We start from the raw sequence: 18,070 nt of genomic DNA, 5'->3' as shown, positions 1-18,070 counted from the left end.
GGCTTTCGCCGATCCGTTCGCATTCTCCAGAGGAGCCCATGGACAAGCAGCGCGACTTCGTTCTCCGCACGATCGAGGAGCGCGGCATCAAGTTCGTCCGGCTGTGGTTCACCGACGTGGTGGGCACCCTCAAATCGGTGGCCATCGCCCCGGCCGAGGTGGAGGGAGCGTTCGCGGAGGGCCTCGGCTTCGACGGGTCCGCGATCGAGGGCCTGACCCGTCAGTCCGAGGCGGATGTCCTCGCCCATCCGGACCCGACCACCTTCCAGGTGCTGCCCTGGCGGGGCGAGATCGACCCGACCGCGCGGATGTTCTGCGACATCACCACGCCGGACGGGCAGCCCTCCGTCGCCGACCCGCGGAACGTGCTGAAGCGCGCACTCGCGAAGGCGGCGGACGCCGGCTTCACCTTCTACACGCATCCGGAGATCGAGTTCTACCTGCTGAAGTCGAGCAAGTACGGCCCGGAGGGCCCGGTGCCGGTCGACTCCGCCGGCTACTTCGACAACGTGCCCGGTGGCACTGCGCACGACTTCCGCCGCCGGAGCGTGCGGATGCTCGAGGACCTCGGCATCTCCGTGGAGTTCAGCCACCACGAGGCCGGCCCCGGCCAGAACGAGATCGACCTCCGCTACGCCGACGCGCTCACCACGGCGGACAACATCATGACCTTCCGCACGGTCGTCAAGGAGGTGGCGATCGAGCAGGGCGTCTACGCAACCTTCATGCCGAAGCCGCTCTCCGGCCATCCGGGCTCCGGCATGCACACGCACCTCTCGCTCTTCGAGGGCGACACCAACGCGTTCTACGACGCCGGCGGCGAGTACCAGCTGTCGAAGATCGGCCGGCAGTTCGTGGCCGGCCTGCTGAAGCACGCGCCGGAGATCTCCGCCATCACGAACCAATTCGTGAACTCGTACAAGCGGCTGTGGGGCGGGGATGAGGCGCCGAGCTTCGTCACCTGGGGGCACAACAACCGGTCGGCGCTCGTCCGGGTGCCGCTGTACAAGCCCGGCAAAGGTCAGAGCTCCCGCGTCGAGTACCGCGCCATGGACTCCGCCGCGAACCCCTACCTGGCCTTCTCCCTGCTGCTCGCGGCCGGTCTCAAGGGCATCGAGGAGGGCTACGAGCTTCCGGCGGAGGCGGTCGACGACGTCTGGAACCTCACCGACGCCGAGCGGCGTGCGCTCGGCTACAGCGCGCTGCCGGCGAGCCTCGACCACGCCCTGTCGTACATGGAGGACTCCGAGCTCGTCGCCGAGACCCTCGGTGAGCACGTCTTCAACTACGTGCTGCTCAACAAGCGGCGGGAGTGGCGCGAGTATCGCGCCCAGGTGACCCCGTTCGAGCTCGAGAGCAACCTGGAGATCCTCTAGGCCGCCGCGTCCATCGATCCGATCCGCCGCCATGACGCGTCAGCAGTCGACCAGGACGGAGCTCGCGCGCCTCGGGTTCGCCGACCTGACGCGCTCGCGTGAGCTGCTCGACGAGTTCGACCCCGAGATCCTGCCGGCGTTCGCCGGAGCCGCCGACCCGGATCAGGCGCTCGCGCTGCTGTCCCGGCTCGGGGCGTCGGCGAGCCCGCTGCTCGCCGACCCGGACGCCGCCGCGCGGTTGATCCGGGTGCTCGGCGCCTCGAGCGGGCTGGCGGAGTTCTTCGCCCGGCATCCGGAGCACCTCGACGCCCTCGCCGAGCGCCTCGACCGGATGCCCGGCCCCGAGGAGCTTCGGGAGGACCTGCTGGCCTCCGTCACCGACGTGGCGGGGGAGGCGGCGTGGGGCGCACTCCGGGTGCGGTACCGGCGGCACCTGGCACGGATCGCCGCCTGGGATCTGGAGCAGCCCGACCCGCTCGCGGCGGTGGACTCGGTGGCCGCGACCCTCGCCGATCTCGCCGGGGCGGCGCTCGACGCGTCCCTCGCCGTCGCCAGGCGCAGCCTGACCTTCCCGGCGGAGCAGATCGCCGCCACCAGACTCGCGATCATCGGCATGGGGAAGGCCGGGGCCCGGGAGCTCAACTACGTCAGCGACGTGGACGTGATCTTCGTCGTCGAGGCGACCGGCTCCCTCGGCACCGACGTTGCCCTGACCATCGGCACCCGCCTCGCCATGCAGACGTCCCGCGGCATCCAGGATCTGGCGCTCGAGCCGGCGCTCTGGGAGGTCGACGCGAACCTCCGGCCGGAGGGGCGGGATGGGGCGCTCGTCCGCACCCTGGAGTCGCACCTGGCCTATTACGACCGCTGGGCGAAGAGCTGGGAGTTCCAGGCGCTGCTGAAGGCCCGCCCGCTCGCCGGTGACCTGGAGCTCGGCGAGCGTTACGTCGCGGGGGTCGCCCCGAAGATCTGGTCGAGCGCGTCGCGGGAGAACTTCGTCGAGTCGGTGCAGCGGATGCGCGAGCGGGTCACCGAGCACATCCCGGCCCAGGACGTCGACACCCAGCTCAAGCTCGGACCGGGAGGCTTGCGCGACGTCGAGTTCACCATCCAGCTGCTGCAGCTGGTGCACGGGCAGCACGACGTCTCGATCCGGCAGCGCGGCACCCTGCCGGCCCTGCAGTCGCTCGCCGACGGCGGGTACATCGGCCGGGCGGAGTCGGCCGAGTTCTCCCGCGACTACCGGTTCCTCCGCCTGCTCGAGCACCGGCTCCAGCTGGCGAGGCTGCAGCGCACCCATCTGATGCCGACGGACCCGGACTCGCTCCGCATCCTCGCCCGCGCGACCGGTGTGCAGGCGAGCGCCGACTCGCTGGTGGCGGCGTGGCAGCGCACCAAGCACGAGGTCCGGTCCCTTCACGAGCGGCTGTTCTACCGGCCGCTGCTCTCCGCCGTCGCCGCACTGCCCGAGGAGGGGCTGGCGCTGACCAGCGAGCAGGCGAAGGCGCGGCTGGCGGCGATCGGCTTCACCGACCCCGGCGGCGCGCTCCGGCACATCGCGGCGCTCACGAGCGGCGTCTCGCGCCGCGCCACCATTCAGCGCACCCTGCTCCCGGTGCTGCTGCAGTGGTTCGCGGAGGGTGCCGACCCGGACCACGGCCTGCTGGCGTTCCGGCGGCTCAGCGACGACCTGGGGGAGGCCTACTGGTTCCTGCGGATGCTGCGCGACTCCTCCGGCGCGGCCCGGCAGCTGACCCACGTGCTGTCCGCCTCCCGCTTCGTCGTGTCGCTGTTCGAGCGGATCCCGGAGGCGGCCGCGTGGCTGGAGCACGAGGAGGAGCTTCGCCCGCGCCCGCTCGAGCAGCTGCTGGAGGAGACCCGGGTCACCGTCGCCCGCCACGCCGGCGACACGGATGCCGCTGCGCTCGCACTGCGCACCGCGCGCCGGCGGGAGGTGCTGCGGCTCGCCCTCGCCGGCATCCTCGGCTTCGTCTCGATCGAGGAGCTGGGCGAAGGGCTGAGCGACGTCACGACGGCGATCCTCACGGGCGTTCTCGAGCTGGCGCATCCTCACGACGACGAGTTCGAGTTCGCGATCATCGCGATGGGACGGTACGGCGGGGCCGAGCTGGGGTTCGGCTCCGACGCCGACGTCGTCTACGTCACCCGCCCCACGGGAGCGTCGCCCGAGGGGGCCGCCAAGGGCGCCGAGCGGGTGGTCCGTGAGCTCGCCCGGCTCACCGAGGACCTGCGCCTGCCGCTGGAGCTCGACCTGGGTCTGCGTCCGGAGGGCAAGAACGGCGCGATCGTGCGCTCCCTCGACTCCTACCGCGCGTACTACGCCCGCTGGTCGCTCACTTGGGAGGCGCAGGCGCTGCTGCGGGCACGCGGCGTCGCCGGCAGCGCCGCGCTGCGGCGGGACTTCGAGGCCATGGCGGACGAGGTGCGCTACCCGGCGAAGATCACCGAGGCGGATGTGCGCGAGGTCAAGCGGATCAAGGCCCGCGTCGAAGCGGAGCGGCTGCCGCAGGGGGCGGACCCGTCGCGCCACCTGAAGCTCGGCCGCGGGTCGCTGAGCGACGTGGAGTGGCTGGTGCAGCTGCTGCAGCTCGAGCACGCCGGGAGCGTGCCTGCGCTGCGGACCACGTCGACGCTCGGGGCGCTCGCGGCCGCCGAGGCGGCGGGGCTCGTCGCGCGGAAGGATGCCGTGCGTCTGAAGGAGGCCTGGATCCTCGCATCGCGGGCCCGGTCGGCGCTGACGCTGTGGACCGCGAAGACGGCGGACGTGCTGCCGCGTGACTCCCGGCAGCTCGAAGGTGTCGCGCGCCTCCTCGACTACCCGCCGGGCTCCGCCAGCCGGCTGGAGGAGGACTACCTGCGCACCACCCGGCTCGCGCGGCAGGTGTTCGAGCGACTGTTCTACGGCGCGCCGCTGCGCGGGCCGTCCACGAGAGGCTGATGAGGAGCGAATGACCGACGGCAGTGCTGATGACGATCGTGCCCGTCCGAACTTCCTGTTCGTGCTCGCCGACCAGGTCGTGCCGTTCCTCACGTCGCCGTACGGCGATCCGGTGGCGCAGACGCCGGCGATGGCCCGGCTCGCTGCGGAGGGCGTCACGTTCGACGCGGCGTACACGCCCGCGCCGCTCTGCTCACCCGCCCGCGCATCCTTCTTCACCGGCCGCGACGCGTCGGGGATCGGCTGCTTCGACAACGCGTCCGTCATGCCGCCCGACGTGCCGACCCTCGGCCACTACCTGAGCGCCGACGGGTACGACACCGTGCTCAGCGGAAAGATGCACTTCGTCGGCCCGGACCAGCTGCACGGTTTCGCGCACCGCCTCACCACCGACATCTTCCCGGCCGGCGTCGACTGGGTCCCGGTGGTCGACGAGCACGGGCGCTTCCCCGCGGGCGGCCACGCGCGGCACTACGCAGGTGACGACCCGGGCGTGCGAGCGTGGACCCAGTTCCTCACCTTCGACGAGGAGACGCAGTTCGGAGCCGTCGCCTACCTGCGGGAGCGGATGCGGCAGGCAGCGAAGCCCGATGGGCCGCGGCCGGATCCCTTCTGCATGGTGGTGAGCTACCACCACCCGCACGATCCGTTCCATGTGCGGCAGGAGTACTGGGACCGCTATGAGGGCGTCGACATCCCGGTCCCCGAGTATCCGGAGCACCTCGGCGACACATACTCCGAGATGGACCGCTGGGCGAACGAGGCGCATGAGACCGACCGGCACCGGATCGAGGACCCGGACAGCCTGCGGAACCTCCGCCGGGCCTACTACGCCGCTCTCAGCTACGTCGACGACAAGCTGGGTGAGCTCCTCGAGGTGCTGCGGGAATCCGGGGAGCTGGAGAACACGGTGATCGTGTTCACCAGCGACCACGGCGACATGCTGGCCGAGAAGCGGATGGTGCAGAAGCGCACCTTCTACGAATGGTCGGCGCGCATCCCGCTGATGCTGCGGCTGCCCGGGGGGGAACACGCCGGAACCCGGGTGGGTGCGCCGGTCTCCCTGATCGACCTGCTGCCCACCACGTTGGACCTCGCCCGCTACGAGGCCCTGCGAGCCGACGTCGATGGCCAGACCCTTCTGCCGCTGCTGGAGGGCGACGACTCCGTCGACCACGAGGGCAACCGGGTGGTCTTCTCCGAGTACCACCTCGAGAAGGTCTGGGCGCCCTGCTTCATGGTGCGACGCGGGCCATACAAGTACGTGTACGTGCACGGCCACGACCAGCAGCTGTTCGACCTCGACGACGACCCGGGGGAGTGGCGCGACCTGAGCGGCTCGCCCGACCATCAGGTCGTCCGCGACGAGCTCCGGGACCTGCTCTTCGCCCGCTTCGATCCCGAGGCGCTGGCGCGGGAGGGCGCCGCGACCATCCCGCGTCGCCAGATCGTCGCCGCCGCGATGAAGGCGAACGACCAGCACTGGGACTTCTCACCGCACGTCGACGGCGCCAAGCGCTACATCCGCTGACCGCGGTGAACCGAAGAGGCCGGCCGGAAGCGGCACCGTGGAAGCCGCTCTCTCCGCTGCAGGTGCAGGAGCTCATGACGGATGCCGGCGCGCGGCCCTGGTGGATCGCCGGCGGGCACGCGCTCGACCTCTTCCTGCAGCGGCCGACCCGGCACCACGCCGACATCGACGTGTCGATCCTGCGGTCGGACCAGGCACTCGTGCACGACGTCCTGCCGGGCTGGGACATCCGGGCCGCCGATCCGCCGGGCACGCTGCGGATCTGGTCTGCGGGTGAGGTCCTTCCCGGGACCGTGCACGACATCTGGTGCCGGGAGCGCTCCGATGGACCGTGGCGGCTGCAGTTCATGCTGGAGGAAGCCGCCGGGGATGTCTGGGTCTCCCACCGGCATCCGCGCATCAGCCGTCCGATCTCCAGCCTCGGGCTGCAGGGCCCCGAAGGCATCCCCGTTCTCGCGCCGGAGATCCAGCTCCACTACAAGGCGGCCCGGCCGCGGCCGAAGGACGAGCAGGACTTCAGGAACACGGTGCCGCGGATGTCCGAGGCGCAGCGCGAGTGGCTGCGGCACGCCATCGTCATCGCCTACGGCGAGCATCCGTGGGCCGCGGCGCTGACCTCCTGACCCGCCTCCCGCTCACCGGTCCGGGTCCGCGGATATCCGCCCCGACTCGCCGCGGGGCACCGCATGCGCCCGGCGGGTCGGCTCGGAATTCCGCCGACTGGGACCGGCCGAAACGACGAAGGGCCGCACCCGCGCGGGATGCGGCCCTCGTCTGGACGACCGGTTCAGACCGAGAAGTACAGCTCGTACTCGAACGGGTGCGGACGCTGCGCCATCGGCAGGATCTCCTTCTCGCGCTTGTACGCGATCCACGTCTCGATCAGGTCGGGCGTGAACACGTTGCCGGCGGTGAGGAACTCGTGGTCCGCCTCGAGCGCGTTCAGCGCCTCGTCGAGCGACGCGGGGACCTGCGGGATGTTCCGGGCCTCCTCGGGCGGCAGCTCGTAGAGGTCCTTGTCGACGGGCTCGTGCGGCTCGATCTTGTTCTTGATGCCGTCGAGGCCCGCCATCAGCTGCGCCGCGAAGGCGAGGTAGGGGTTGCCCGACGCATCCGGCGCGCGGAATTCGATGCGCTTGGCCTTCGGGTTGGTTCCGGTGATCGGGATGCGGATCGACGCTGACCGGTTGCCCGCCGAGTAGACCAGGTTGACCGGCGCCTCGAAGCCCGGGATCAGGCGGTGGTACGAGTTGATCGACGGGTTCGTGAAGGCCAGCACCGCGGGAGCATGCTTCAGGATGCCGCCGATGTACCAGCGGGCGATGTCGGACAGGCCGCCGTAGCCCTGCTCGTCGTAGAACAGCGGCTTGCCGTCGTTCCACAGCGACTGGTGCGTGTGCATCCCCGAGCCGTTGTCGCCCATGAGCGGCTTCGGCATGAACGTCGCGACCTTGCCCCACTCGAGCGCCGTGTTCTTGACGATGTACTTGAACTTCAGGATGTCGTCCGCGGCGTGCACCATCGTGTCGAAGCGGTAGTTGATCTCGCCCTGGCCGGCGGTGCCGACCTCGTGGTGGCTGCGCTCGAGGATGAGCCCGGCGTCGATGAGCCTGAGGCAGATGTCGTCGCGGAGGTCCGCGTGCTGGTCGACCGGGCTCACCGGGAAGTAACCGCCCTTGAACGGCGTCTTGTTGGCGAGGTTGCCGCCCTCCTCGACGCGGGCGGTGTTCCAGGCGGCCTCGCTCGAGTCGACGGAGTAGAAGCTGGTGTTCTGCTTCACCTCGTAGCGCACATCGTCGAAGATGTAGAACTCCGCCTCAGGAGCGAAGAACGCAGTGTCGGCGATGCCGGTGGAAGCCAGGTATTTCTCCGCCTTCTTGGCGACCTGGCGCGGGTCGCGCGAGTAGATCTCGCCGTTGCGGGGGTTGTAGATGTCGAAGACCATGATGAGCGTGCGCTCGGTGCGGAACGGGTCGATGTAGGCCGTGGTGACGTCCGGGATGAGCTGCATGTCCGACTCGTGGATCGACGCGAATCCCCGGATGGAGGAGCCGTCGAACAGCTGCCCGACCGTGAAGAAGTCCTCATCGACGGTCGAGGCTGGGATGTTGAAGTGCTGCTGGACCCCGGGAAGGTCCGTGAAGCGGATGTCGAGGAACTTGACATCCGTGTCCTTGATGAACTTGAGCACCTCGGAAGAGTCACTGAACATGTGAAGAGGCTCCTGAGTTTGGTTCTTGAGCGGCTGCAGTCACAGCCACGGTCGAGGCTATGGGCGAGGGGTTTCGACCCAGTGTCGCGTTTGTTTCGGACGTGTTACGCGGCGCCGATCGGGTGCTCAATAGACTTGTGCGGTGCCGTCTCCCGCCTCTGCGACCAGCTCAGCCGCGGGGGACTGGCCGGGCAAGCGGCTCGGGCTCCCGGAGACCGGTCCGCGCTCGATCGCACGCCCAGGGCGGCGGTTCGCCGGGCTCTGCCTCGACTGGGCGCTCGCGGTGGTGATCTCCGTCGCGTTCTTCGCCTACGACCCGTTCGCGACGCTGACCATCTTCGCTGCGGCGCAGATCGTCTTCCTGATCACCGCATCCGGCAGCGTCGGTCACCTGGCGTTCGGCATGCGGGTCGTGCCCGTGGCTGGTGGCTACCTGGGACCGTGGCGGCCGATCGTCCGCACACTGCTGCTCTGCCTGCTGATCCCTGCCGTCATCTGGGACCGTGACCAGCGCGGCATGCACGATCGCCTGGCCGGCACGGTATTGGTCCGCCGCTAGCGCGGGCGGGGCGCCCGCATCTTCGTCGGGTCGATGCCCTTCGGGATCGGCAGCGAGCTCGACTTGCTGATCGCGGCGAGCCGGTTCGACACGGCCAACACCTCCGCTTTGGTGAGCGTGCGCTTGTACTTCTTCAGCGCCGACGGCACCTTGTGCAGCGGCACCGAGTCGGCGTCCGGCCCCACCGTGACCAGGTGCACCGGCACGTTCGGCACGATCCGCCGGACATTCCGCTGCTCGTCCTCGAGCATCCGCTTGGTCCGCGACTTGGGACCCTCGCCGATGAGCACGACGCCCGGGCGGCCGACGGCGCGGTACACGGCGTCCTGCGTGCGGGGGCTCACGGTGACGGGCATCTCGCTGGCACGCCAGCCGCGTCGCAGCGAATTCTTCAGCACCGCGCCGACGGCGCCCGGCTGCCCGGCGATCTGGCTGTAGGCGGCACGCTCCGCGCGTCTGCCCAGCACGATCAGGGCGAACAGGAGCCCCGCCATGAAGCCGGTGAGGATGTACAGGACCAGCCCGACGGGGTTGCCGCCGGTGAGCAGCACGGCGGCCAGGATGCCGAGGGCGATGGGGATCAGGAACGCCGCGAGCAGCAGCCACACGACGGACTTGTCGTTCCGCCGGGTCATCTGGAAGACCTGCCACATCTGTTTGAGGCGGCCTGGCTCCTTCGAGCGGGGGGAGTCCTTCCCGGGGGCTTTGGTGCGTGCCATGCCTCCTACAATACGGCGTGAGGGGCCCGATTCCGGCCCTGCTTCTCGTCCCCAGCGGCGACACCATCGGTGCATCCGACCGACTCCATTCCGGGCCGAGTCCCAGCGCTCCGCGCCCGCAGTCTGACGGCGTGACGATTCCCTCGACGCCGTCCGCTCCGGCGTCCCTCGGCGGCTACCGGCTGGTGCGCACCCTCGGTGCCGGACCGCGCGCGACCGTGTACCTGGGCCATGCCGACGGGCATCCGCAGGTTGCCGTGAAGGTCTTCGCCGCGGCGGTGCCAGCCGAGTCGATCGAGCTCGAGGCCGAGGCGCTGATGCGCGCCGCGGGAGAGCACGTCGTGCGGCTGCTGGACCTGGCGCTCGACCCGCGAGACCGCCCGGCGTTCCTGCTCGACCGCGTTCCCGGACCATCGCTCGCCGCCCTGCTCGACCGGCGGCGCACGATCCGCGCCGGGGAGGCGGTCACGATCCTCGCGCCCCTCGCGACGACGATCGCGCGGCTGCACCGCGACGGCGTCGTCCACGGAGGACTCGATCCGGCTTCGGTGCTCTTCACCGACGCGGGAGCCCCGACGCTTGTGGGCTTCGGCGACGCCCGGCTGCTCGACCAGGAGGCGACCGGCCGGGCACGGGTCGCCGAGCGCACCGACCTCCTGGCGCGCGACGAGGCGGCGCTGCGCCGGCTGGTGCGCACGGTGCTCGACGCCACGGGGCCCGCGCCGACTGCGACGGTGGGTCCGCTGCTTCGAGAGCTCGGCGCGCTGGAGGGTCCGGCGTACGCGGAGCGGCTGGAGACGATCGTCTTCGACCTCGCCGTGCCCGAGCCCGTCGATCTCGATGCGCCGCCTCGATCCGCCGCCGGGCTGCCGGGACGAGTGACCGGCGGCGAAGACGGTGTTGCGTCGGCGGAACCGCGAGGGCTGGTGCTCGACGGGCTGCAGGTGCCGGAGTGGCTGCGCGGGATGCTCGGCCCCGGAGCCGGCTCCACTCTCACCCGGCTGCGGTCCGCGGCGGGCTCGGTCCGTCGGCCGTTCTGGGTGGCCGGGGGAGTGGCGGGGACCGCGCTCACCGCCGCGCTGCTGCTCGTGCCGTCGGAACGGCAGGGACCAAACGGGCCGAATCCGGCCGGCGACACCGTCCCGAGCCCCGTCCCGTCCGCGCCGTCCTCCCCGGTGGAGCGAGTGCTCCTCGGCGACGATCCGGCGGACGCGGCGACCGCACTCCTGGCGCTCCGTGCGGAGTGCTACCGCGAGCTGTCAGTGCTTTGCCTCGACTCGGTGGACCAGCCCGACTCGTCCGCCGCGATGGCGGATGCGGCGGCGATCCTGGCGGCGCAGGAGAGCGGGGGCATTGGGGCGGACGGTGTGGTCGTCGAGGGTGATGCGGAGACGGTCGAGCGGCTGGGCGACACCGCGCTGGTGCGCATCACGCCGCCCGATGCGGAACCGGCCTCCGTCCTGGTGATCCGGACGGAGGCCGGTTGGCGGATCCGGGGTTTCCCGGGCGTCCCGCGAAGCGGGGCTGAGGGCTAGATACCGAGGTCCGCGCTGAACTCGCCCTCTTCGAGGCGGTTCTTCACCGCGACCAGGAAGCGGGCGGCGTCCGCGCCGTCGACGATCCGGTGGTCGTAGCTGAGGGCCAGGTACACCGTCGACCGGATCGCGATCGCCTCGCTGCCGTCCGCCTTCACCACGACCGGCTTCTTGGCGACGATGCCGGTGCCGAGGATGGCGACCTGCGGCAGGAAGACGAGCGGCGTGTCGAACAGCGCGCCGCGCGATCCGGTGTTCGTCAGCGTGAACGTGCCGCCGGCCAGCTCGTCCGGCTTCAGCTTGTTGTCACGGGTGCGCGCCGCGAGGTCGGCGATCTGCCCGGCGAGTTCGGCGATGCTGAGGTCACCGGCGTTCCGGACGACGGGGGTGAGCAGGCCGCGCTCCGTGTCGACGGCGATGCTGAGGTTCTCGTGATCGGGGTAGACGATGTCGGTGCCGTCGACCGTCGCGTTGATGATCGGGTACGCGCGCAGCGCCTCCACGGCGGCCTTGGCGAAGAACGGCAGGAACGACAGCTTCTGCCCGGTCTTCTGCTGGAAGTCGCCCTTGACCGCGTCGCGGAACGCGGCGATCTTGGTGACGTCCGCCTCGACCACGGTCGTGAGTTGCGCGGTGCCCTGCATCGAGGCGACGGCGCGCTCGGCGACGACCTTGCGCAGCCGCGACATGGGCACCGTGGTGCCGCGCAGCGGCGAGGTCTCGAGCTTGGTGGGCGCCTTCGCCGGCGCCGCCTCGGCCGCCGGAGCGGCGGGAGCAGCGGCGGTGGCGGCCTCCAGCACGTCCTGCTTGCGGATGCGCCCGCCGACGCCGGTGCCGCTCAGCGACGACAGGTCGACGCCCTTCTCGTTCGCGAGCTTGCGGACGAGCGGCGTGACGTAACCGGCGTTGGAGGTGTCGACGTCGGCCGGCTGCTGCTGCTGCGCTGCCTGGGGCTGCTCGGCCTCCTGCTGCGCCGCCTGCGGCTGGGCCGCGGGGGTCTCGGGCTGCTGCTCCTGCGCCGCCGGCGGCTGATCGACCTGCGCCGCGGGCGCGGGAGCCTCCTGCGGTGCCTCCTGGCCTGGGGCCGGGGCGCCGGACGATGGCACCTCGGTCGATTCCGGCTCGGGAGCCGGAGCGGGCTCCGCGGCGGGAGCGGGCGCGGGCGCCGCGGCCGGCGCGGACTGCTCCGTGGGGGTCGCCTGCGCGGGGGCGGTCTCGGCCGGGGCCGCCTGAACCGGCGCGGCCTGCTCGGCCGACGGAGCCTGCTCTTGGGCGGGTGCCTCCTCCGCGGGTGCCTCTTGGGCGGGTGCCTCCTGCGCGGGCGCTGCGGTCTCCTGCACGGGCGCCGCCTCGGCCTGCGCACCCTCCGGGGCGGGCGCCTCGGCGGCCGGAGCGACCTCGGGAGCCCCGCCGCCGGAGCCGTCACCGATGCGCACGAGCGCGGTGCCGACCTCGACGGTCTCGTCCTCCGCGACGAGGATCTCCTCGACGACGCCCGCGACGGGGGACGGGATCTCCGTGTCGACCTTGTCCGTCGAGACCTCGAGCAGGGGCTCGTCCACCTCGACCCGGTCGCCGACCTGCTTCAGCCATCGGGTGACCGTGCCCTCGGTGACACTCTCGCCGAGTGCCGGGAGGCTGACGGATTCGCTCATCCTTGATGCTCCTTATGCAACTGGATTTCCAGCTTAGCTGTGGGGTCTTGGGTCTTCTCAGACGGCGTGCAGCGGCTTGCCCGCAAGGGCCAGGAACGCCTCGCCGAGCGCCTCGTGCTGTGTCGGGTGCGCGTGCACCAGCGGGGCGATGTCCTCCGGGTACGCCTCCCAGTTCACCGCGAGCTGTGCCTCGCCGATCAGCTCGCCCACCCGGCCGCCGATCATGTGCACGCCGACGACGGGGCCGTCGTTCACCCGGATCACCTTGATCGACCCGGAGGTGCCCAGGATGTGGCTGCGGCCGTTGCCGGCGAGGTTGTAGTCGTAGGCGGTGATGTTCTCGGCGCCGTACTTCTCGGTCGCCTTCGCCTGCGTCAGGCCGATCGACGCGACCTCGGGGTCGGAGTAGGTGACCTTCGGGATGTTGACGTCCTCGATCACAACGGGCTTCAGGCCCGCGATCTCCTCCGCGACGAAGATGCCCTGCTGGAACCCGCGGTGGGCAAGCTGCAGGCCCGGCACGATGTCGCCGACGGCGTAGACGCCGGGAACGCTGGTGGCCAGGCGCTCATTGGTGAGCACGAAGCCGCGGTCCATCTTCACGCCCACCTCGTCGAAGCCGAGCCCGTCGGTGACCGGGCCACGGCCTACGGCGACGAGCAGCAGGTCCGCCTCGACGGTCTCGCCGCTCTCGAGGCTCACGACGACGCCGTTCTCGTGCTGCGTGACGCCGGCGAAGCGCACCCCGAGCTTGAAGTCGATGCCGCGCTTGCGGAACGCACGCTCGAACTGCTTGCTGATCGACTCGTCCTCGTTCGGCACCAGGTGCGGCAGCGCCTCGATGATCGTCACGTCCACGCCCCACGACTTCCAGACGCTCGAGAACTCGACACCGATGACCCCGCCGCCGAGCACGACGACCTTCTTCGGCACGAAGTCGAGCGCGAGCGCCTGCTCGGACGCGATCACCCGTCCCCCGATCTCGAGACCGGGCAGGGTCCGCGAGTAGGAGCCGGTGGCGAGGATGACGTTCTTGCCGGTGATCCGGTCGCCGTTCACCTCGAGGGTGTTCGGCGCGACGAGGCGTCCTGCGCCCTCGATCACCGTCACCCCGCGGGTGCGGAGGAGGCCCTGGAGGCCCTTCCACTTGCTGGCGACCACGCCCTCGCGGTACGCGGTGACGGCGGCGATGTCGATGCCTTCGAGCGTCGCGGAGACGCCGAACTTCGCGGCGTCGCGGGCGTTGTCCGCCACCTCGGCGGCGTGCAGGAGTGCCTTGGTGGGGATGCAGCCGACGTGGAGGCAGGTGCCGCCGAGCTTTCCCTTCTCGACGAGCCCGACGCTCATCCCGAGCTCGCTTGCGCGGAGCGCCGCGGCGTAGCCGCCGCTTCCTCCGCCGAGGACGACTAGATCGAAGGCCTGCTCTGGCACTCGGCAACTCCTAATGCGTTGGATCTCGTGCGGAGAGGGCCGGACGGCTCTCGCCGCGGCCCGGGAAGGCGGTCGCAACCGCCGGAATCGACCTTACACCGCGGCCGAAAAGTCCTCTGCCAGACGCAGCAGCGCGCGCACCGCCACCCCGGTCGGCCCCTTGCCGGTGAATCCGTAGCCGCCTGCGGAGTTGTTCGCGGCCCCTGCGATGTCGAGATGCGCCCACGGGATCTTCGGCGCATCCGGCTCGTCGCCGGACCTGCCCACGAACTCACTGAGAAAGACGCCCGCGAGCAGCATGCCTGCGGCCGTGTTGCCCGGCTTCGCGTTCGCGATGTCGGCGACATCGGAGTTCAGGAGGCTGCGCAGCTCGCCCGGAAGCGGCATCGGCCAGAGTGTCTCGCCGGCGCGCTTGGCCGCATCGAGCACCCGTCCCACCAGCTGCTCGTCGCCCATCGCGCCGACGTAGCGCGTGCCGAGCGCGACCGTCGCGGCGCCGGTCAGGGTGGCGACGTCGAGGATGGCGTCGGGCCGCTGCTCGCTGGCGGCGACGATGCCGTCCGCCATCACCAGGCGCCCCTCGGCATCGGTGTTGAGGATCTCGACCGTGGTGCCCCCGCGGATGGTGATCACGTCGTTCGGTCGCGCCGCGGTGCCGGAGGGCATGTTCTCCGCGATGCAGAGGTAGGTCGTGAGCGCGACCGGCAGTTCCAGCCGCGCGGCAGCCAGCGTGACGGCGAGCACGGTCGCCGCGCCCGTCATGTCGTACTTCATGCCGACCATCGAGGCGGCGGGCTTCAGCGACAGGCCGCCGCTGTCGAAGGTGATCCCCTTGCCGACGAGCGCCACGTGCTTCGCGGCGCCCTTCGGCGCGTAGCGGAGGGTGACGAGTCGCGGGCCGCGGCTGGAGCCCTTGCCGACCCCGAGGATGCCGCCGAAGCCACCCGCCTCGAGCCCGTCCTCCGCGAGCACCGTGACCTCGACCGGCAGCCCCTCGGCGGCGGCGATCGCGCGCTCCGCGAACGACTGGGGGTAGAGGTCCGACGGCGGGGTGTTCACCAGGTCCCGCACCAGGAACACCGCGTCGCGGACGATGCCGGCGCGCTCGAGCACCGCCGGCGCCTCGGCGGGGGCCCACACGGCGACGGATGCCGCCGCCTCCTTGTCCTCGCCGAGGGAGGACGAGCGGTAGTCGGTGAAGGAGTAGGCGCCGAGCGCGGCCCCCTCGAGCACCGCAGCCGTCGCGGCGTCGTCCGCCACCGGCAACGCGATCACGACGTTCGAGATGCCGCGCAGCTGGCGGGTGGCGGATCCCGCGGCGTAGCGGAGCGTGTCCGGGTCGATGTCTGCGCCGCCGAGCCCGACCAGCGCGACACTCTTCGCCGCGGCCGGGGAGAACGCGATCCGGCGCAGCTCGTCCGTGCCGCCGGTGATGCCGAGGGGTGCCAGGAGCTCCTGGAGCTCCCGTGCCGGGGTCTCCGGCAGGTCCAGGCCGTCGGTCGCGAGAGCGGGTCCGTTCCCGGTCTTCCGCACGCCGAGGACGAGCACGTCGGTCTCGGCGGTCAGGGGAGCGGCGGAGGTCAGCGAGAGGGTCGGCGTCGGCATCCGGCCATGCTATCCGTGGGCACCCGCTGAGTAGTCCGCACGGGCGCGAAACGCTCGGGCGGCGGCTCAGTAGGGGACTGACACAGGCGCTCGGCTTACCATTGACTCATGCGAGACCCAGCCGGCCTGTACGACCTCACGGAGGGCGTCGAGGACGTGCCGCGTGGCCTGCACCTGGTCGCCGGGCTCACCGGGTTCGCCGACGCCGGGTCGGCCGTCAGCCAGTTCAGCGAATACCTGCTCCAGACCCTCGACCACCGGGTCGTCGCCAGCTTCGACAGCGACGCGCTGCTCGACTATCGCGCGCGCCGGCCGACGATCTACTTCGACCAGGATCACCTCACCGATTACCGGCCTGCGGAGCTCAACCTGTACCTGGTGCACGACGAGATCGGGCACCCGTTCCTTCTGCTGACCGGCTACGAGCCGGACTTCCAGTGGGAGCGGTTCACTGCAGCGGTGCTGCAGCTCATCGACCGCTACCGCGTGAAGACGACGACGTGGGTCCATGCGATCCCCATGCCCGTGCCGCACACCCGGCCGATCGGGGTCACCGTGAGCGGGAACCGCACCGAGCTGATCGAAACGTTCTCGATCTGGCGACCGCACACCCAGGTGCCCGCGAACGCCCTGCACCTCGTGGAGTACCGACTCCAGGAGATGGGACACCCGACTGCCGGATTCGTGCTGCTCATCCCGCACTACCTGAGCGACACCACCTATCCGGCCGCCGCGGTCACCGCGCTTGAGAGCATCAGTGCCGCGACGAGCCTCATCTTCCCGACCGACCGCCTCCGCGAAGAGGGCCGCGAGTTCGTCGCGAGGATCGACGACCAGGTCGAGGGCAACAGCGAGCTGCAGCGCCTGGTCGGCACGCTCGAGGAGCGGCACGACAGCTACATGGAGGACAACCCGCTGCGGTCCCCGCTCACCGACGAGGACGGCCTCCTGCCGACGGCGGACGACATCGCCGCGGAGCTCGAGAAGTTCCTGGCGACACGCCGGCGCGGCGACGAGAACGAGCCGGGAGCCTGACCGGGCGGTTCGGGGAGGTCGCCTCTCCGCGGTCGTGGGTGGTCTTCGGCTTCGCAGTCTTCTCCTACATCTCCGCGGTCCTCCAGCGGACGACGCTCGGGGTCGCCGGCGTCGACGCGACCGAGCGGTTCGACGTCTCGGCCACGACCCTGTCCGCCCTCACCGTGGTGCAGCTCGTGGTCTATGCCGCCCTCCAGGTGCCGATCGGCGTCCTGCTCGACCGTGTCGGGCCGAAGGCGGTGCTGATCACGGGCGCCGCGCTCATGGCGCTCGGTCAGGCCACCCTCGCGCTCGCACCGGACATCGGGATCGCGGTGATCGGCAGGGTGCTCGTCGGCGCCGGTGACGCCCTGACCTTCATCTCCGTGATGCGCCTGCTGCCAGCGTGGTTCGGCGGGCGCGCGCTGCCACAGGTCTCGCAATGGCTCGGCACGCTCGGCCAGACCGGCCAGCTGCTCTCCGCCGTCCCGTTCTCCGCCGTGCTGCACTCGGCCGGCTGGGAGCCGGCGTTTCTCGGGGCATCGGCGGTGAGCGTGCTCAGTCTCGTGTGCCTGCTCGTCTTCGTGGCGAACGGGGCGCCGGACGCCGGCCGGGCCGATCCGCCGGGCTGGCGGCTCGCGATGCATCGGCTCCGCGAGAGCCTTGCCCGGCCCGGCACGCAGCTGGGGTTCTGGGCCCATTATGTGACCCAGTCGTCCCAGACCACCCTGATGCTGCTCTGGGGGTTCCCATTCCTCGCCGTCGGTCTCGGCTACGGCAGCAGCGGCGCCTCCGCCCTCCTCGTGCTCGTGGTGATCGGCGGCATCGTGGTCGGGCCGATCCTCGGGCTGCTGAGCGCCCGGTATCCGTTCCGGCGCAGCAATCTCGTCCTCGGCATCGTCGTCGCGATGGGCGTCGCCTGGACCGCCGTGCTGACCTGGCCCGGCATCCCGCCGACCTGGCTGATCGTCGTGCTGCTCCTCGTCGTCGCGGCCGGTGGACCCGGCTCCCTGATCGGGTTCGACTTCGCGCGCACCTTCAACCCGGCTCGAAGCCTCGGGTCGGCGAGCGGCATCGTCAATGTCGGCGGTTTCCTCGCGAGCTTCGTGATCATGTTCCTCATCGGCCTGGTGCTCGACCTGCTCGACCGGGCCGCCGGCGGCACCGGGCAGCCGGCGGAGCTCTACAGCTTCGACCGGTTCCGGATCGCGTTCCTGGCGCAGTTCCTGGTCGTCGGCGTCGGGGTGGTCTTCGTCGTGCGCTCGCGACGCCGCACCCGCCGCCTCCTGCAGCGCGAGGAGGGAATAACGGTGGGCCCCCTGTGGGTTGCACTGATGAGAAGTTGGCGCAGACGGTGACACCTCCCGGCACGCGGAAAACCGGGCCGGGGAGGGTTTCGCATTAAATCCGTGTCATACTAGATGTCAAGACCCTGCTGGTCCCTTTTTTCCCTTCGCGAGGTTCGCTCGCGAAG

The 18,070-nt window shown here is 70.8% G+C and carries 13 protein-coding genes; 8 read left to right on the top strand and 5 right to left on the bottom strand.

Translation table 11 applies throughout. The annotated features are described in order from the left end of the window. Positions 1 to 38: 38 nt before the first annotated feature. From ACFFGH_RS09715 to ACFFGH_RS09700, 4 genes are read left to right on the top strand one after another with little or no spacing between them, the layout of a single operon-like run. A complete protein-coding gene (locus tag ACFFGH_RS09715) occupies positions 39 to 1,376 on the top strand; it encodes a glutamine synthetase family protein (protein ID WP_386667686.1) in 1,338 nt (445 codons plus the stop codon). A gap of 31 nt (positions 1,377 to 1,407) precedes the next feature. Next, on the top strand, positions 1,408 to 4,335 hold the full coding sequence (locus ACFFGH_RS09710; protein WP_386667684.1) for a bifunctional [glutamine synthetase] adenylyltransferase/[glutamine synthetase]-adenylyl-L-tyrosine phosphorylase: 2,928 nt from the start codon (positions 1,408 to 1,410) through the stop codon (positions 4,333 to 4,335). A 10-nt stretch (positions 4,336 to 4,345) separates the two neighbouring features. After that, positions 4,346 to 5,866 (top strand): choline-sulfatase, encoded by a 1,521-nt coding sequence (betC, locus tag ACFFGH_RS09705; protein ID WP_386667683.1) that lies wholly within the window; start codon positions 4,346 to 4,348, stop codon positions 5,864 to 5,866. 5 nt (positions 5,867 to 5,871) lie between these two features. Next, on the top strand, positions 5,872 to 6,489 hold the full coding sequence (locus tag ACFFGH_RS09700) for a nucleotidyltransferase domain-containing protein (RefSeq protein WP_386667682.1): 618 nt from the start codon (positions 5,872 to 5,874) through the stop codon (positions 6,487 to 6,489). Between the two features lie 164 nt (positions 6,490 to 6,653). Here ACFFGH_RS09700 and glnA read toward each other — a convergent pair whose 3' ends face one another. Next, positions 6,654 to 8,078 carry a type I glutamate--ammonia ligase gene (gene glnA, locus ACFFGH_RS09695; RefSeq protein ID WP_386667680.1) on the bottom strand — a complete coding sequence of 475 codons (1,425 nt, stop codon included), beginning with the start codon at positions 8,076 to 8,078 and terminating at the stop codon, positions 6,654 to 6,656. A 142-nt stretch (positions 8,079 to 8,220) separates the two neighbouring features. Here glnA and ACFFGH_RS09690 point away from each other — a divergent pair, with 142 nt between their 5' ends. Next, on the top strand, positions 8,221 to 8,637 hold the full coding sequence (locus tag ACFFGH_RS09690) for an RDD family protein (protein ID WP_386667678.1): 417 nt from the start codon (positions 8,221 to 8,223) through the stop codon (positions 8,635 to 8,637). On the opposite strand, the gene ACFFGH_RS09685 is transcribed toward ACFFGH_RS09690, so the two are convergent. Further along, on the bottom strand, positions 8,634 to 9,356 hold the full coding sequence (locus tag ACFFGH_RS09685) for a DUF4191 domain-containing protein (protein WP_386667677.1): 723 nt from the start codon (positions 9,354 to 9,356) through the stop codon (positions 8,634 to 8,636). The genes ACFFGH_RS09690 and ACFFGH_RS09685 overlap by 4 nt on opposite strands. A 131-nt stretch (positions 9,357 to 9,487) precedes the next feature. Here ACFFGH_RS09685 and ACFFGH_RS09680 point away from each other — a divergent pair, with 131 nt between their 5' ends. Beyond that, positions 9,488 to 10,891, top strand: coding sequence for a protein kinase domain-containing protein (locus tag ACFFGH_RS09680; protein ID WP_386667675.1), 1,404 nt, complete (start codon positions 9,488 to 9,490; stop codon positions 10,889 to 10,891). Here the strand turns inward: ACFFGH_RS09680 and sucB are convergent. From sucB to ACFFGH_RS09665, 3 genes are all read right to left on the bottom strand, one after another. Next, a complete protein-coding gene (sucB, locus tag ACFFGH_RS09675) occupies positions 10,888 to 12,546 on the bottom strand; it encodes a 2-oxoglutarate dehydrogenase, E2 component, dihydrolipoamide succinyltransferase (protein ID WP_386667673.1) in 1,659 nt (552 codons plus the stop codon). The two genes, ACFFGH_RS09680 and sucB, sit on opposite strands and share 4 nt — an antisense overlap. 57 nt (positions 12,547 to 12,603) lie before the next feature. Next, on the bottom strand, positions 12,604 to 13,977 hold the full coding sequence (gene lpdA / locus ACFFGH_RS09670) for a dihydrolipoyl dehydrogenase (RefSeq protein ID WP_386667671.1): 1,374 nt from the start codon (positions 13,975 to 13,977) through the stop codon (positions 12,604 to 12,606). A 93-nt stretch (positions 13,978 to 14,070) separates the two neighbouring features. Next, positions 14,071 to 15,582, bottom strand: coding sequence for a leucyl aminopeptidase (locus ACFFGH_RS09665; protein WP_386667669.1), 1,512 nt, complete (start codon positions 15,580 to 15,582; stop codon positions 14,071 to 14,073). A 108-nt stretch (positions 15,583 to 15,690) separates the two neighbouring features. Here ACFFGH_RS09665 and ACFFGH_RS09660 point away from each other — a divergent pair, with 108 nt between their 5' ends. Together ACFFGH_RS09660 and ACFFGH_RS09655 are read left to right on the top strand one after the other, a co-directional pair. Beyond that, positions 15,691 to 16,617 (top strand): proteasome assembly chaperone family protein, encoded by a 927-nt coding sequence (locus ACFFGH_RS09660; RefSeq protein WP_386667667.1) that lies wholly within the window; start codon positions 15,691 to 15,693, stop codon positions 16,615 to 16,617. Between the two features lie 38 nt (positions 16,618 to 16,655). Then, positions 16,656 to 17,954 (top strand): MFS transporter, encoded by a 1,299-nt coding sequence (locus ACFFGH_RS09655; RefSeq protein WP_386667665.1) that lies wholly within the window; start codon positions 16,656 to 16,658, stop codon positions 17,952 to 17,954. Positions 17,955 to 18,070: the final 116 nt, after the last annotated feature.

It is taken from the genome of Lysobacter korlensis (assembly GCF_042434515.1).
Note: the sequence above shows the minus strand (reverse complement) of the source record. Positions and strands in the feature narration are given on the sequence as shown.